The organism is uncultured Sphingomonas sp. (assembly GCF_934560975.1).
Lineage (GTDB): Bacteria > Pseudomonadota > Alphaproteobacteria > Sphingomonadales > Sphingomonadaceae > Sphingomonas_I.
Window position 1 is genome coordinate 59,539 of the sequence record NZ_CAKTFO010000016.1, and the last position, 14,375, is coordinate 73,913.

The window sequence follows — 14,375 nt, forward strand, 5'->3', positions numbered from 1 at the left end:
ACAAGCGGGCCTCGCCCAAAGGCCCGCCATCCCGAATCCAGCGCCCGTCGCGCAGGGGGAGGCCCATTGCCTAGTCTCTGGACAGGTCGCGGATGCGGGCGGCGAGCGCGTCGATCGAGAAGGGCTTGGTCAGCACCCGCATCCCGGGTTCGAGATGGCCGTGGCCGACCACGGCATTTTCCGCATATCCGGTGATGAACAAGGTGCGAAGGCCCGGCCGCAGCGCCCGTCCGGCATCCGCCATCTGGCGGCCGTTCATGCCACCGGGCAATCCCACATCGGTGACGAGGAGGTCGACCTTGGTATTCGAACGCAGCACCTTGAGCGCGGCATTGCCGTCGGCGGCCTCGATCACGGCATATCCGAAACCGCTCAGAACATCGCGCACCAGCAGGCGCACGGTCGGCTCGTCGTCCACCACCAGCACCGTCTCGCCGCTGCGGGCCACCGCCAGCGGCATCGTCTCCGCGATGTCCGCGGCTTCGACGACGTCGCCATCGTAGCGCGGCAGGTAGAGCCGGACGGTGGTGCCCTGTCCGACCTGCGAATGGATGCGCACCTGGCCGCCGGATTGTTGCGCGAAGCCGTAGATCATGGACAGGCCGAGGCCGGTCCCCTGGCCGATTGGCTTGGTGGTGTAGAAAGGCTCGAACACGCGGGCGATCAACTCCGGCGGCATGCCGCTGCCGGTGTCGCTGACGCTCAGCGAGAGATATTCGCCCTCCGGGATGTCGTAGGCGTCGGCTGCCCGCGGATCGAGCCGCTGGTTGGCGGTTTCGATCGTGATGCGCCCGCCCTCCGGCATGGCGTCGCGCGCGTTGATGCACAGGTTCAGCAGCGCATTCTCAAGCTGGCTCGCGTCCACCAGCGCCGGCCATAATGCCGGTGCGCTCACCGTATCGATCGCGACGCTCGGCCCGACGGTGCGCTGGATCAGGTCGGCCATGCCCTTTACCAGTGTGTCCACATCCGTTGGACGCGGATCCAGCGTCTGGCGCCGGGAAAAGGCGAGCAGGCGATGGGTCAGGGCCGCAGCCCGCTTGGCCGCGCCCTGGGCTGCGACCATGTATTTGTCCACGTCAGCCAGGCGGCCCTGGGCGATCCGCATGCCCATCAGTTCCAGCGCGCCGGAAATCCCCGCCAGCAGATTATTGAAGTCGTGCGCCAGGCCGCCGGTAAGCTGCCCCACTGCCTCCATCTTCTGCGACTGGCGCAATTTATCCTCGGCCTGCATCAGCTCGTCGGTGCGTTCGGCCACGCGCTGTTCGAGATTGTCGTTGAGGGTCCGCAGCGCCGCGATGGCGCGGTCGCGTTCCGCCTCCACGGCACGCCGCGCCTCCACGTCGATCAGGACGCCGGGAAAGCTCAGCGGCGCGCCGTCCGCCCCGCGATCGACCCGCCCGTTCGCCTCGATCCAGTAATAGCGACCGTTCACGCGGCGAACCCGGTACTGATGGGCATAGGCGCCGCCCCGGATTATGGCCTCGTTGATCGCGTCCGCCAGCCCCGCCTGGTCGTCGGGATGCACGGTGGCGACGATCCGGGCGAGCGGGATGCCTTTCCGTCCCAGCGCCGGATCAAGGCCGAAGGCACGGGCGAAGCCTTCGTCGACGGTGAACTGGTCGCTCGGCAGGTCCCAGTGCCACGTGCCGATGATCGCACCGACCGCCAGCGCAAGCTGCACCCGCTCCGCATTTTCGTGCGCATAGGCTTCGCTGGCGCGCAGGCGTTCCTGCGCCTCGCGCCGCTCGGTTACGTCGTTGAACAGGATGGCGATCTGCCGGTCGGCGGGGTCGCCGACCCGTACCGCGCGCACGTCGAACCACCGCTGGAATGCTTCGGCATAGCTCTCGAAATTGGCAGGCTCGCCGGTGCTGGCGACGTGGCCGTAGGTGTCGAACCAGAAACGCTCCAGGTCGGGCGCGAACTCGGTCACCCACTTGCCTTGAAGGTTGACGCCCGCCTGCCGCTCGAACGCCGGATTGGCTTCCAGGAAGCGGTAGTCGATGGGCCGGTCCTCGCCGTCGAACTTCACCTCTACGATCGCAAAGGCCGCGTCGATCGTGTCCAGGATCGTCTGGAAGCGTTCTTGGGCGTGGCGCAGAGCCGAGCCGGCAAGATGTTCGTCCGTGCGGTCGCGCAAGATCTTCACAAAGCCGAGATGGTCGGCGTCGCTGCCGAACAGCGGCATCATCTCGCCCGACGCCCAGAAGCGCTGCCCGTCCTTGCGCAGGTGCCACCGCTCGTCCGTGGCGCGCCCGTCCTGGAGCGCGCGGCGCATCTCATGCTCGACGCGGCCGATGGCCCGATCCTCGGGCGTGAAGAAGCGTTCCACGTCGTGGCCGCACATTTCGCTAGCGGTCCAGCCCATGACGTGCTCCGCGCCGGGGTTCCAGTCGGTGACCACCCCGGCAGGGTTGGTGATCACCATGGCGATGTCGATCGCGCTCTGGAACATCGCGCGCTGCCGCGCCTCGCTGCTGGCGAGGGCGACCCGACTGGCCCGCAGCTGCGCCACCAGGTCCTGTGAAGCGGCCAGGTCGGCACCGTGCCGGCTGTCGCGCTCCGCCTGCCGATCGCTGACCCGCTGCGCGTCGATCCCCGCGTCCTTCAACGCCGCGCGCAGCCGCGCATTTTCGGCCTCAAGCTCCTCCATGGTCATAAAAGTCTAAGGTCGTCCTTTTGTCGCAACGCGCGTCCGGCAGGTTCCGGCCTGTAATCCGCGTCACCCGCTGTCTACAATCCAGGTTGCCGGGCGTCATTCCGGCGATCGGGCCACAAGGACCATGGCGATCGCGCAGACGACATAGGCACCGACACCCCGCCCCCCATGGCCTAAAAGTGCTAAATTTCTGCTGCCGCATCGCGGTCGGTTCCGCGCGGGTGCGGTGCTCAGATCGATTCACGCAATCACTGTCATCAAGAACGCCCGTTTGGCGTTGTCCGCGCCCTCGTTCAGGTGCCGGGTCCCACGCACCGCGTGTGCCTGCCGCAGCGACGGCTTGAAGGATTGAAGGGGTTTCAATGACGAAGAAGACGAGCCGCCGCTCCATTGCGGCGCTGCTGCTTGCCGCCGTTTCGGCAACCGCCATGGTTCAGCCGGTCGCCGCGCAGACGGTGCCGCCCGCCGACACCCAGGCGGAAACCCGGATGACCACCGCCGCCGCGCCGGTCAGCGCGGGCAAGCCGGTGCTGGCGCAGGCCGGCGTTGCCGGGACGGTTGATGCAAAGGGCGATACGGGCAGCGCGTCCGCGCCCCAGATGACCCGTGACAACGGCGCGCCGATCGGGGAGAATCGCAACTCCAAGGCTGCGGGCGATCTTGGCCCCGTGCTGCTGGAAGACACGACGCTGATCGAGAAGCTGGCCCGCTTCGACCGGGAGCGCGTGCCCGAGCGCGTGGTCCATGCGCGCGGCACCGGCGCGCACGGCATGTTCACCGCCACCGCCGACATTTCCGACATCACCAGCGCGTCCTTGTTCGTGTCCGGCAAGCAGACGCCGGTGTTTGTGCGCTTCTCCACCGTGATCCACCCGTCGGGCAGCCCGGAAGGGATGCGCGATCCGCGCGGCTTTGCGACCAAGTTCTACACCGACCAAGGCAATTGGGACCTGGTGGGCAACAACCTGCCGATCTTCTTCATCCGCGACGCGATCCAGTTCCCGGACATGATCCACTCGCTGAAGCCCTCGCCGATCACCAACAAGCAGGACCCGAATCGCTTCTTCGACTTCTTCTCGGCGACGCCGGAAGCGACCAACATGCTGGCGCATGTTTATTCCAACCTCGGCACGCCGGCATCCTACCGGACGATGGACGGCAACGGCGTCCATGCCTTCAAGCTGGTCAATGCCAAGGGCGAGACCGTGTTCGCCAAGTTCCGCTGGATCAGCCGCCAAGGCGTGCGCAACCTCAACGGCGCACAGGTCGCGACCGCGACGTGGAACTACCTGACCGACGACCTGTATGGTGAAATCGCCAAGGGCGACTTCCCGACCTGGGACCTGATGGTGCAGACCATGAAGGCGTCGGATTTCGCCAAGCTCGACTATAATCCATTCGACGACACCAAGGAGTGGCTGGGCGTGCCGTTCCGCAAGATCGGTGAAATGACGCTCAACAAGGTGCCGACCAACTTCTTCGAATATACCGAACAATCGGCCTTCGCGCCGGCCAACATGGTGCCGGGGATCGAAGCGTCGCCCGACCGGATGTTGCAGGGGCGGCTATTCTCCTATTCGGACACGCAGCGTTACCGCATCGGCGCCAACGTCATGCAGCTGCCGGTCAACCGGCCGCTGGCGGGCGTCGTCAACAACTACCAGGACGGGCAGCTCGACCAGGGCAACCGCACGTCGGACGTCAACTACTTCCCGGCCGCCACCGCCGCGAAGGCGACGGATGCCCGCTTCCGTGCCGCGCCCTACAAGGTGGACGCGATCGTTGATGCCAAGCCGATCGCCAAGACCAACAACTTCCGACAGGCCGGCATCTTCTATCGCGCGCTCAAGCCGCAGGACAAGACGGACCTCGTCACCAACCTGGCGGGCGACCTCAATGTCGTGACCTCCGCACGCACCAAGACGATCATGGTCAGCTACTTCTACCAGGCGGACAAGGACTTCGGCACGCGCCTGGCGACCGCGGTCAACGTGCCGATGGCGGACGTGTCGCGTGCCGTGGCGGAATATCGCGCGGCCAACCCGGACCAGAACGCCCGCTGATGCCGAGCCGGAACGGGGGGCGGCGCCGTCCGTATTCCCGTCCGGCCGCAGCCCTCGTTTCCCAAGGACATGATGATGTTGCCCCTTATCGCCACCATGCTGGCGGCGTCCGCCTCGCACGCTGCGCGGCCACCGATTGCGGTGCCTGCCGCGGCGACGGCCGGATCCGCATCCGCATCCGCATCCGCATCCGCGACGTTGCCCTCGCCCGAGCGGCGCCAGCAATTGCTGTTCGAGGCCGCACGCCTCGGCCGTACCGATATGATCGACCCGCTGGTCAAGGCCGGGGCGGATCTCAATGCCTACGATGATCGCGGCTTCACCCCGCTGATCCTCGCCGCCTACAATGGGCAGCTTGCCATGGTGGAGGTGCTGATCGGCCGGGGGGCGGATGCCTGCCGTCCCGATCGCGACCAGGGCAACACCGCGCAGATGGGCGTGGCGTTCAAGGGCGAGGACGCGATTGCCGCGCGGCTGCTGAAGGCCGGCTGCAACGTCGATGCGCGCAACAATGCCGGGCAGACCGCGCTGATGATGGCGTCCTTGTTCAACCGCACCTGCCAGGTCGACATGCTGCTTGCGGCCGGTGCCGACCGGGCGATCCGCGACACGGCCGGGCGCTCGGCCGGGTCGGTCGCGTCCGATCAGGGCAATACGCCGATGGCGGCCCGCGTCGGACACTGAGCGCGACCACCGGGCGGGCTGCGGCCGGGCGGCCCGTCACTTCCGTGGGGATGCCGCCTTCGCATAATATGTGGCGAGCCGGTCGATCATCTCCTCGGGGATGCGGCGGGCGATGACGGGCATGGTGGCGTGACTCTTGCGGGCGTCCACCTCGTGCGGGTCGCCTCGCCATTGTCGCAGCCGGGCAGCGACATAGGCCGCTTTCTGCCCGTCGAGCACCGGATAGGGCTTGCCCGGCGCGTGGCAGCTCGCGCAGGCGGGCAGGTCGCGCGACGGCAGGCCCTGGCGCACGATCCGCTCGGCCGCGGCATCGGCCGCTCGCGACGCTCCGCCAAGGCCGGGCATGGCCGAGAAGCGGGTGGCGAGCAGCCGCATGTCGGCATCGCCCAGGCGGGCAACGGCGTTGCGCATCACCGCACTCTGGCGGGCACCGCTTTGGTAGGCCTTCAATGACGCGAGCAGGTAAACGGGTTTTTGCCCGCCCAGCACCGGTATGTCGCGCTGATCCCGCCCCCGGCCGTCCAGCCCGTGGCAACCGGCACAGGTTTCGAAGCGGTTGGAACCCGCAATCTCCGCCACCCCGCCGGTCAACCTCCGGAACTCGGCCGGCGACATGCCGGGCAGACGGCGTACCAGCGCGACCATGCGGCGTATCTCATCCTCGCGCCCCTCGGCTGGCCAGGCGGGCATGCCGCTGAACTTCACCCCATGCTCCAGGATCCAGTAGAGGTGCCGGTCCTGCCACTGGCGGGCATTGACCGAAAGGTCGGGGGCTGGCGGCGTCGCGGCGCGCAGCACCGGCGAGGGCCGGAGGCCGGGCGCGCCGTGGCAGACCGCGCAGGAGGCCGCGAAATGCCCCGCCGCGCTGACCAGCCCGCTGGCATCGCTCGGCTGCTCCGGCGCTTGCCAGTAGCTGCGCGTCTTGACCGAGTTGCGCATCACCCAGTGCAGGAACCAGTCCGTGACCTTCCAATGGCCGCTGGATGCCGCGACGTTGACCGCACCCGACCAGCCGATTGCCAGCGCCAGCAGCGTGGCGGCGGCGATAACGGCAAGCATGCGGGCCCAGGTGATGCGGATCGTCATGCCGGCCGAGCCTCCGCCTTGAGCAACCGGGCCAGCACCGCCAGTCCGCCTGCCAGGTAGCTGACCCCGCCCACCATCAGCATCACCACGCCCGCAAGCTGCTGATCCTGCATGGGAGAAAGTCCCAACGCGCCATGATGCGCCGGATCCGGATAAAGCAAGCGCGGTGCAAGCCCGATCAGCGCGCCGAGCAGGGTCATGTGCATGGACGTCAGCAGCAAGGCACCCACCCCGGCCGCATTGCTGGCGGGGCGCGCCGCCAGCACCGCCGACCACAACAGGGTGCCGACGACCAGGAAGCAGGCCAGTTCCGCCGCTGCCAGCGACCCATCGTGCCCCACCGCCGCGCGCGCACCCGGCAGGTGCCACAGCCACACGACCGCCAGTTCCGCGACCGAGAGCGCCAGCGGGTTGGCGAACGGGCCGCCCAGACGGACCGGGTCCGCCGCCGTGCCGCGCAGCCCCATTCCAAACAGCGGCGCGGCCACCGCCACCGCAATCATGTGGGCGGCCATGTGCCCGGTCATGCCGAACGGTGCGAGCGCGGCTGCTCCGGCACACAGCGCGGTCGCGCCGCCCAGGCAGGCGCGCCTCATCGGCAATCCGTGATGAACAGCACGGGCATCGCGGTGAATGCCACGCCGATCAGGCTCAGCCCCGCGAGCAGCAAGGTCGAGTAAGCCAGGAAGCGCAGCCGATCGACTTCCGTCCCCTCCTCGTGCGGCGGATGGCTGCCGGGCGTGCGCGACTGGACCCACGCCATCCATCCGGCGGCAAGGATCACCGCCACCGCCACCGCCGTGCCGCCCCAGAACAAGCCCGGCTCCGTCGCGAAGCTTCCCAATTTGGCGCATCGCACCGCCGCCCACAGATAGGAGAACAGGAAGTGCGCCGCCCAGGTCGTGGGCGGCACGATCAGGGTCCACAACGTAACCGTCAGCGAGCGGACCCGCTCGTGGATGCCGCTCATCATGCGACCTCCGGAAACAGGCCCAGGGTCGGCCAGGCGACCGCGGCGGTGAACATCAGGAAATGATAATATAGCGTGACGTTGCGGATGTCCGCATCGTGCGTGGGCGTAGATCTGCCCGCCAGGCTACGCGCCAGGGCGTAGAGCTGCGCGATCGCGCCGAGCACGCCATGCAGCGCGGTCCAGATGGCCAGCGTCCACACGATCGCGGGATAGCTGTGCGCGGCCGGGTCCATGCTCGACAGCCACGGCCCTGCCAGACCGGCGGCGGCCGAGCCGAGCGACAGGAGCGCACCCATCCCCAGCAGCAAGCGCGCACCGCCCGCGGCACCGCGCCGGTTAAGCGCGCGTGCGCCCAGGGTTGCGGCATACCCGATCGCGGTTAGCAGCAGCGCCGCCAGCGGCCACGCCATGCCCGGTCCCGCAATGCCGTCCGGCGGAAAGTCGGCATGTACCGTCCAGAAGAAGTAATAGCCGAACACCAGTCCGGAGAAAGCGGTCGCATCGGCCAGCATCGTGATGAACATCGCCCACCATCCCGGTGCCTGAGGCCCGGAAATGTAGAGCGGCAGTTCAAGCCCGTGGCCGATCGGCTTGCAGGGCTTTTCCGGTATCTCAGCCGTGGCCCACATCCAGCGCAGGATCACGCCCAGCGCCACCAGCCCGCTCGCCAGGGCGGTCCAGTAGAGATGGTAGGTGGTGAGGATGAACACGCCCCCCACCGCGACCGCCGCCGCCATCGGCAGCCAGGACGGCGTTCCCAGCCGGATCACCGCCACCGGCCGCGCATCCAGCACCGACGTGATGATGGTCTCGCGCCGTCCCTCCTCCGCGTCGGGCAGGAAGAAGCGGCCCTCGTCCACCTTCTGGACGAAGTCGCGCTGGTCCCAGATCGGATAGCGGGTCTCGATCAGCGGGATGGAGCGGATGCCCCAATCCTCATCCTCCGGCAGCGCCAGCCATTCCAGCGTGCCCGCATTCCAGGGGTTGCGCCTGGCCTTGGGCCGGGTGGGCGACAGCGCCATGTCCACCACGATCACCAGCACGCCGCCGGCGAACAGGAACGCGCCAAGGGTGGAGGCCAGGTTGAGGCCGCCCAGCCCCAACTCGGCGGGATAGGTGAACACCCGCCGCGGCATGCCCATCAGCCCGGACAGGTGCATCGGAAAGAAGGCCAGGTTGGCGCCGGCGAACAACAGCCAGAAGGCGATCCGCCCCAGCCGATCGGACAGCGTCTTCGCCGTCACCAGCGGCCAGTAATAATACAGGCCGGCGAACAGCGGCATCAGCGTGCCGCCGATCAGCACATAATGGAGGTGGGCCACCACGAAATAGGTGTCGTGCGCCTGCCAGTCGAACGGCACGATCGCCACCATCACGCCGGTCAGCCCGCCGACGATGAAGATGGCGAGGCTGCCGGTGGCGAACAGCAAGGGGGTCGAGAACACGACCCGCCCGGCGGCGAGCGTGGCGATAAAGGCGAAGATCTGGACTCCGGTGGGGATCACCACCGCCTGGCTGGCCGCGGAAAAGAAGGCCAGGCTGATCTTGGGCAGTCCCGTGGCGAACATGTGGTGGACCCACAGGCCGAAGCTGAGGAATGCCGTGCCGACCGCCGCCAGCACGATATAGGGATAGCCGAGCAGGTGCCGTTGGGCGAAGGTAGGGATCAGCATCGCGAACAGCGCGATCGACGGCAGGAAGATCACATACACTTCCGGATGGCCGAAGATCCAGAACAGGTGCTGCCACAGCAGCGGATCGCCGCCCCGGCCCGCGTCAAAAAAGGGCCAGCCGAGCAGCCGCTCCATTTCAAACAGGACGTCGCCCGCGATCAGCGGCGGGAAGGCGAACAGGATCATCACCGCCACCACCAGGATGTACCAGGCGTAAAGCGGCATCAGGTTGAGGCGCATGCCCGGCGGCCGGCATTTCAGCACGCCCACGATCAGCTCCACCGCCGCCGCCACCGAGCTTACCTCGATAAAGGACAGGCCCAGCATCCAGATGTCGGCGCCCAGTCCGCTCAGGTCGGTGCGGGTGGTCAGCGGCGGATACATGAACCAGCCGCCATCGGGCGCGGCGTCGAAGAAGATCGAGCCGAGCACGAACACCCCGCCGATCAGGAAGCTCCAGTAGCCAAAGGCCGACAGGCGCGGAAACGGCAGGTCGCGCGCGCCGAGCAGCTGGGGCAGCAGCACGATCGACACCGCTTCGAACATCGGCACGGCGAACAGGAACATCATCGCCGTGCCGTGCAGCGTGAACAGCTGGTTGAAGGTGGACGCACCGACCAGATGATTGTCCGGCACGGCCAGCTGCGTGCGCATGATCAGGGCCAGCACGCCCGCAAACAGCATGAAGGCAAAGGCCGTCAGCACGTACCAGACGCCGACCCGGTTGTTGTTGGTGTCCGACCAGCGCCCGATCCACCCCGTCGGCGCCGCCCAGGCCTTGCGCAGCCGCTCCTCCTGCGCGCGGCGCAGCGCCGGATCGTCCTGGTCATGGAGGCTCATCGCAAGGACCCCAGATAGCGCGCCAGGGCACGGGCCTCGGTGTCCGGCATGTGCGGAAAGGATGGCATGCGAACGCCCGGCTTGGTGTGTTCGGGATGGCGGATGAAGGCGGCGATGTTGGCCTCGGTCGGTTGCAGGATCCCCGCCGCCATGGTGTGGCGGCTGCCGAAATGGGAAAGGTCGGGGCCGATCAAGCCGGCCTCCCCGCTGCCGCGGACGGTGTGGCAACCGCCGCAGCCATGTTGCGCGAACAGCCTGCGGCCGGCCGGGTCGGCGGAGACCGCCGGGCGGCGCTGCACGGCGAGCCAGGCGTCGAACGCCGCCGGCTCCATCGCCACCACGTCGAACGCCATCAGCGCATGGCTGAGGCCGCAAAACTCGGTGCATTGCCCGCGATACCGCCCGGCCTGCGTCGCGCGCACGGTCATCACATTCTCGCGTCCGGGGATCATGTCGGTCTTGCCGGCCAGTCCGGGAATCCAGAAGCTGTGGATCACGTCGCCCCCGGTCAGCCGCAACACCACGGTGCGCCCGACCGGCAACCGCACCTCGTTCGCGCTGGTGACGGACGGCGCGTTCGCGGCATCGTAGCGGACGCGCCACCAGAATTGCTCGCCCTCCACCGCGATGCGCAGATCGGCCCGATCGGGCGCGCGCGGCTGCATCAGGGGCAGACTGTAGGCGAGCAGCGCGAGCAGCAGCACGGCCGGCACGATCCCGCCGGCCCACAGGATCAGACGCTCGCCACCGGCAAGGGTCAGGCGCCCCTCCGGCGCGCGCACCGCGGCCCACATCAGCAACAGCATGGCCGCCAGAATGACCGCCGCGCCGATCACCAGCAGGACCGTCAGCGAGCGGACCCCGGCCGCCTCCTCACCGAATGCGTGCAGCGCCGATTGGTGGCGGTTGCAGCCCGCCAGCGGAAGAAACAGGAAAGATACACCACACAGGCGCGTCGTCGGGGACATAAGCGGGGCCTATGAGGCCGGCCCGCCCGCGTCCAGTGGCGCGGCGTCTATACCGGCACCCGCCGCACCACCCTTGGAGGAGGGCCGCGGCGTCAGCGGTACCTGCTTTGACAGGTCGCCGTCGGCTCACACGGCGAAATCCCGCATCAATGGCGCGTGGCGATCGACCAGGATCGCGCTGGCTTGGTTCAGGCCCAGCACTTCCACCGACATGCCGTGTCGGCGCATGGCTGACACCACATCTTCCAGCGCCCCCACCGCCGTGATGTCCCACAGATGGGCGCCGGTCAGGTCGATCGTGGCCTTGCGTGCCGTGTCGCGCAGTTCGAACCGTTCGGCAAAAATCTCCGCGCTCGCGAAAAAGACCTGACCCGACACCCGGTACAGCCGCGTGTCCGTGTCCGCTTGATACTCGACCTGCACATCCATCAGCCGGGTCACCTTGAACGCGAAGAACACCTCGCTCAGCAGCACGCCCACGGCGACGCCCATCGACAGGTCGTGGGTCGCCACCGTCACCACCACCGTCGCCAGCATCACCACGCCCGACACCTTGGGATGACGGCCCAGGTCCCGCAGCGACCGCCAGGAAAAGGTGCTGGCCGACACCATGATCATGATCGCCACCAGCGCCGCCACCGGCACCTGCGCGACCCACGGGCGCAGCGGCACCATGACGATCAGCAGGAACATGCCCGCGACCAGGGTGGATAGCCGTCCCCTGCCCCCGTAGCGGACATTGCCCACCGTCTGTCCGATCATGCCGCAACCGGCAATGCCCCCGAACAGCCCGGCCGCCATGTTGGCGAGGCCGAGCCCGGTACATTCCCGCGCCTTGCAGCTGGTGCTTTCCGTCAGGTCGTCGACCACGCGCGCGGTCATCATCGATTCCAGCAATCCCACCGCCGCCATCGCCAGCGCATAGGGCGCGATGGTCGCCAGCATGGCCCAACTGAGCGGAACCTGCGGCCATGCCGGCCAGGGCAACCCGCGCGGCAGCGCACCCAGATCGGCGACCACGCGCAGCGGCATGGGAAAGGCGATGCTGATCGCGGTCAGCACCACGATGCAGATCAGCGGCGACGGGATCGCATTGGTCCATCGCGGCAACAGGTAGATGATGCCCAGGCCGAGCCCGATCATGGCATAGGTATGCCACGTCACGCCCAGCATCTGCGGCACCTGCGCCGAGAAGATCAGGATAGCCAATGCGTTGACGAAGCCGGTGCGGACCGATCGCGACACGAAGCGCATCAGCACGTGGAGCCTGGCCAGCCCGAAGGCGATCTGAAACAACCCGGCGAGGACCGTGGCAGCGAGCAGGTATTGCAGCCCATAGGCGTGGACGAGCGCGGCCGCGACCAGCGCGACGGATCCCGCGGCACCCGAAATCATCGCCGGCCGACCACCGGCGAACGCGATCACGATGCCGATCACGAAGGAGGCGAACAGGCCCACTTCCGGATCGATGCCTGCCACGAACGAAAAGGCGATCACTTCGGGGATCAGGGCAAAGGTGCCGACCATGCCGGCCAGGATGTCGCGCCTCGCGGCATGCGCTCCGCCGAACCACTCGGCGCGGTAACGGGACAGGGACTGGGTGTTCATGACGGTCCGCACGTTGCCTGCATGCGCCAGGCCGATGGCCGGAAAGCGTTCGGGATGCAGGTTGCGTTGTCCGGCGGATCAGCGGCCCGCTCCAGCACTGCCATGGCGTCGCGCGCATTGCTGGCATAGCGCGTGGTGTAGCCGAGATCGTCGAGCAGCTGGCAGGCGAACTCCCCCACCTGCTCATTATCTTCCACCACCAGGATGTTGCCTGCACTTCCCTCGTCCGTCTCCATCGCGCCGCGCTGTTCGGTGTCCGGCGCTTCGACGGAGGGCAGATAGAGCGTAAAGGTCGCTCCCTCGCCTGCCCGGCTGGTCACGGCGACGTCGCCGCCACTCTGCTTGGCAAAGCCATAAACCTGGCTGAGGCCGAGGCCGGTGCCCTTGCCGACGTCCTTGGTGGTGAAGAACGGCTCAAAGATGCGGTCGAGCTGGTCGGGAGCGATGCCGGACCCGGTATCGGTGACCGAGATGGCGGCAAAGTCCCCCTGCACCGCCGCATGGCCGCGCAGCGCGGGAACGGCACTGGCCAGGTCCACCTTGATTGCCAGGCTGCCCTCGCCGTCCATCGCGTCGCGCGCATTCACCGCCATGTTGACCAACGCCGTCTCGAACTGGCTGGCGTCCGCCTCCACATGGCAGGGCGAACAGAATGGCTCAAAGGTCAGCGCGATCCTGGCGCCGACCACCGTCCGCAACATGTCGGCGATGGACTGGACGCGCGCCGCCGCATCGAACATTTCGGGCTTCAGCGCCTGGCGGCGCGCAAAGGCGAGCAACTGCCCGGTCAGCTTTGCCGCCCGGTCCGCCGTGTCGGAAATGGCGTCGACGTAACGCTTGCGCTTTTCCGGCGGCAATTCCTGACGGCGGAGCAGGTCGGCGGACGAGCGGATGATGGTTAGCAGATTGTTGAAGTCGTGGGCCACGCCGCCGGTAAGCTGACCGATCGCCTCCATCTTCTGCATCTGGCGGATCCGATCCTCGGACGCCACCAGCTCCTGCGAACGCTCCTCCACCCGGATCTCCAGGGTTTCGTTGAGTTGGCGCAGCTCGATCTCCGCCTTGTGGCGCGAGGTCACGTCGGCGGCCATGCCGAACCATTCCACGATCTCGCCATCCTTCAGGACGGGCACGGCACGCGAGTGGGTCCAGCCGACGCCGCCATGAGTAGTCCATACGCGATGCTCAAGCTCGAACATCCGCTTTTCCGCTACCGCCTGGGCAATCGTTTGCAGGATTGCCGGCTGGTCCTCCGGCAGCAGATATTCCTCGATCCACTTGATCGACGGCGCGTCGGTATTCGCGATAAAGCCCCGCCCATCCAGCCGCCGCATCTCCGTCCAGTCGGGACTCATCGTGTAGACGACGTCCGCACTGGCATTGACCAAGGCGCGCAGGCGTTCCTCATGCTTGCGCAGCTGGACGTGGGCGGCATCGCGCTCGCGCCCCGCGACCACGCGCTCTGTCACATCCATGGTGACGTTGAGCAGCCCCGCCACCTGCCCCTGCTCATCCCGTATCGGGGAGTAGGAGAAGCTCCACCACGTTTCTTCCGGATAGCCGTTACGGCGCATGGTCAGCGGCAGGTCCTGAACCGTCACCGTCTCGCCGGCAAAGGTGCGCTCCACCAGCGGCGCGATGTCCGCCCATATGTCCGGCCAGGCGTCGGCAAAGGAGACGCCGAACGCGCCGGGGTGGCGCTCACCCAGTATCGGCGCATAAGCATCGTTGTACAGAAAGGTGAACCGCGCCGGGTTTGTCGGAGGCCCCAACTCCTGAGAGGAAGGGGCTATGACGAGCAAGACGACGAACAAGTTT

10 protein-coding genes are annotated in these 14,375 nt (G+C 67.5%); 2 read left to right on the forward strand and 8 right to left on the reverse strand.

Translation table 11 applies throughout. The annotated features are described in order from the left end of the window. Window positions 1-70 precede the first annotated feature (70 nt). The gene (locus Q0D93_RS10865) at window positions 71-2,662 is read right to left on the reverse strand and encodes a PAS domain S-box protein (protein ID WP_294393944.1); all 2,592 of its coding nucleotides are present in this window, start codon (window positions 2,660-2,662) and stop codon (window positions 71-73) included. Window positions 2,663-3,090: 428 nt separating this feature from the next. Between Q0D93_RS10865 and Q0D93_RS10870 the strand changes: the two genes are divergently transcribed. Continuing rightward, a complete protein-coding gene (locus Q0D93_RS10870) occupies window positions 3,091-4,725 on the forward strand; it encodes a catalase (protein WP_294393978.1) in 1,635 nt (544 codons plus the stop codon). Window positions 4,726-4,803: 78 nt separating this feature from the next. Next, window positions 4,804-5,409: an ankyrin repeat domain-containing protein gene (locus tag Q0D93_RS10875; RefSeq protein ID WP_294393981.1), complete on the forward strand. Its 606-nt coding sequence runs from the start codon at window positions 4,804-4,806 to the stop codon at window positions 5,407-5,409. Between the two features lie 36 nt (window positions 5,410-5,445). Here Q0D93_RS10875 and Q0D93_RS10880 read toward each other — a convergent pair whose 3' ends face one another. The 7 genes from Q0D93_RS10880 to Q0D93_RS10910 form a co-directional block, all read right to left on the reverse strand. Continuing rightward, the gene (locus Q0D93_RS10880; protein WP_294393946.1) at window positions 5,446-6,495 is read right to left on the reverse strand and encodes a c-type cytochrome; all 1,050 of its coding nucleotides are present in this window, start codon (window positions 6,493-6,495) and stop codon (window positions 5,446-5,448) included. Next, on the reverse strand, window positions 6,492-7,091 hold the full coding sequence (locus tag Q0D93_RS10885; protein WP_294393948.1) for a cytochrome c oxidase assembly protein: 600 nt from the start codon (window positions 7,089-7,091) through the stop codon (window positions 6,492-6,494). Before Q0D93_RS10885 ends, Q0D93_RS10880 begins: the two co-directional genes overlap by 4 nt. Beyond that, the gene (locus Q0D93_RS10890) at window positions 7,088-7,468 is read right to left on the reverse strand and encodes a hypothetical protein (RefSeq protein ID WP_294393951.1); all 381 of its coding nucleotides are present in this window, start codon (window positions 7,466-7,468) and stop codon (window positions 7,088-7,090) included. Before Q0D93_RS10890 ends, Q0D93_RS10885 begins: the two co-directional genes overlap by 4 nt. Beyond that, window positions 7,465-9,981, reverse strand: coding sequence for a cbb3-type cytochrome c oxidase subunit I (locus Q0D93_RS10895; protein WP_294393954.1), 2,517 nt, complete (start codon window positions 9,979-9,981; stop codon window positions 7,465-7,467). Before Q0D93_RS10895 ends, Q0D93_RS10890 begins: the two co-directional genes overlap by 4 nt. Further along, on the reverse strand, window positions 9,978-10,949 hold the full coding sequence (coxB, locus tag Q0D93_RS10900; protein ID WP_294393956.1) for a cytochrome c oxidase subunit II: 972 nt from the start codon (window positions 10,947-10,949) through the stop codon (window positions 9,978-9,980). The genes Q0D93_RS10895 and coxB overlap by 4 nt, the downstream gene beginning before the upstream one ends. A gap of 126 nt (window positions 10,950-11,075) precedes the next feature. Then, window positions 11,076-12,557, reverse strand: a complete 1,482-nt coding sequence (locus Q0D93_RS10905; protein ID WP_294393959.1) for a SulP family inorganic anion transporter — start codon at window positions 12,555-12,557, stop codon at window positions 11,076-11,078. Beyond that, window positions 12,554-14,375: PAS domain-containing sensor histidine kinase (locus Q0D93_RS10910; RefSeq protein WP_294393962.1), on the reverse strand; the 1,822-nt coding region annotated here is incomplete at its 5' end. The genes Q0D93_RS10910 and Q0D93_RS10905, both read right to left, overlap by 4 nt.